Genomic DNA, 1,899 nt, shown 5'->3' with positions numbered 1-1,899 from the left:
GTACCGGAGCCCCCCGCCGTACCGACCGCGACCGGTACGACTCGCCGGCCCGCCGCGCCGACCAGAACTGGACTGCCCTGGCGGACGAGCCGAGGAGCGCTGCCGACACAGCCTCACCGGCCGACCCAGCAGCCCCGCCACCCCGAAGCACTCCACCCCCTCTGGTCAAGGCCGAACGCTCTCCGACCACTGCGCACCTTCAGCAGGAGACAGCCGTGAAAACCAGGAAGACAGCAGCCGCATGCACCCCGCTCCTCACACTCGCCCTGCTCGCCACCGCGGCCTGCGGTCTGCCCGGCACCGACGAAGAGACACCTGGCGGTAGCAGCGCCGGGTTCCAGGGCCGCGGCCCCATCACCTACGTCACGGGAGAGGACACCACCGGCGTAGTGCAAAAGCAGCTCGACCGGTGGAACAAGGAACACCCCGACGAGCCGGTCACCTTCATCGAGCTGCCCGAAGCCGTCGACGAGCAGCGCCGCCTGATGATCCAGAACGCGAAGACGAAATCCGACGCCTACACAGTGCTGTCCCTGGACGTGGTGTGGACTGCGGAATTCGCCGCCAACCAGTGGATCGAAAGGCTGCCCGCCGAGGAGTTCCCCCTGGAGGAGATGCTGGAGCCGGTGGTGGAGACCGCCCGGCACAAGGACGGTCTGTACGGTGTGCCGCTGATCTCCGACGGGGGCATCCTCTTCTACCGCACCGACCTGCTCCAAGCCGCCGGCATCAGCGAGCCCCCCACCACCTGGGCCGATATGCGGAATATCTGCGACGCGGTCCTGGCCCTGCCCCAGGCGAAGGGAATGTCTTGCTACGCCGGACAGTTCGATCAGTACGAGGGCCTGACGGTGAACTTCTCCGAGGCCGTGGCATCAGCCGGCGGCATCGTCGTCGACCACCAGGGACAGCCGCACGTCGACACCCCCGAGGCCCGGGAAGGACTGGACTTCCTGGTCGGTCTCTTCCGGGACGGCCTGGTGCCCGAGGGTGCCCTCACCTACACCGAGGAGGACGGCAGGCAGGCCTTCCAGCAGGGAAAGCTGGTCTTCATCCGCCAGTGGCCGTACCTGTACGCCGCCGCCAACGCCACCGACGGCTCCAGCAAAGTCGCGGGAAAGTTCGACGTCACCACCCTCCCCGGCCTGACGAGGACAGGCTCCTCCAGTCTCGGCGGACGCAACCTGGCCCTGTCGTCCTACGCGAAGAACCAAGCCACGGCGATCGACTTCATCAAGTTCATCACCAACGAGGACAACGCCCGTAAAAACCTGAAAATCGGATCCAACGCCCCGGTCTACGAAACCCTGTACGACGAGCCATCCGCCTTCACCAGCCACCCCTACCTACCCGTGCTGAGGGAGTCGATCATCTACGCGATGCCCCGGCCGCACGTGGCGGAGTACGGCAAGGTGACCTCCGCCATCCAAAAAGAGGTGCACGCCGCGCTCAGGGGTGACAAGACCAGCGAGCAAGCACTGGCGGACCTGCAACAGGCCTTGCGGAGTCACACCAAGCGACAACCCTGAGACCGGGATCACCGATGTCTCCCTCACCCGCCACGGACATCGGCTGACCCGGCCCAAGCCCGGCCGTTGGTCGCCGGTCGCCGGAGCCCAAGCCCAAGGCACCTCCCCAGCTCTCACCCGGAGCGCCCGCACGCCCTCCGGCGGCTGCGGGCGAAGCCGCCGGCCTGCCGGGGGCTGTAGCAGATCGACCCCGTGGAGCAGGCGAACTGCGCAGCGCGGGCCGCGCGGCCTCCACACCACGGCCGGGCCGATCGCGGAGGTCAGTGCACCGCTGCGGTCTCCAGTGGCTGCCAGCGGGGCCCGTCCGGGTCGCCGCTCCAGATCCACTGCTCGTGCTGGGTGCGGGTGAGGCCGAAGTCGTACAGCCCCG

1 protein-coding gene is annotated in these 1,899 nt (G+C 68.0%); it reads left to right on the top strand.

Annotated elements, in window-relative coordinates:
• Nucleotides 1-215 precede the first annotated feature (215 nt).
• Nucleotides 216-1,529 (top strand): ABC transporter substrate-binding protein, encoded by a 1,314-nt coding sequence (locus L7D48_RS28520; protein ID WP_237883953.1) that lies wholly within the window; start codon nucleotides 216-218, stop codon nucleotides 1,527-1,529.
• The last annotated feature ends 370 nt before the right edge of the window (nucleotides 1,530-1,899 follow it).

This window comes from Streptomyces sp. ICN903 (assembly GCF_022015835.1).
GTDB classification, from domain to species: Bacteria; Actinomycetota; Actinomycetes; order Streptomycetales; family Streptomycetaceae; genus Streptomyces; species Streptomyces fenghuangensis.
The sequence above is the reverse complement of the archived record's forward strand: the minus strand, read 5'-3'. Positions and strand labels throughout refer to the sequence as shown.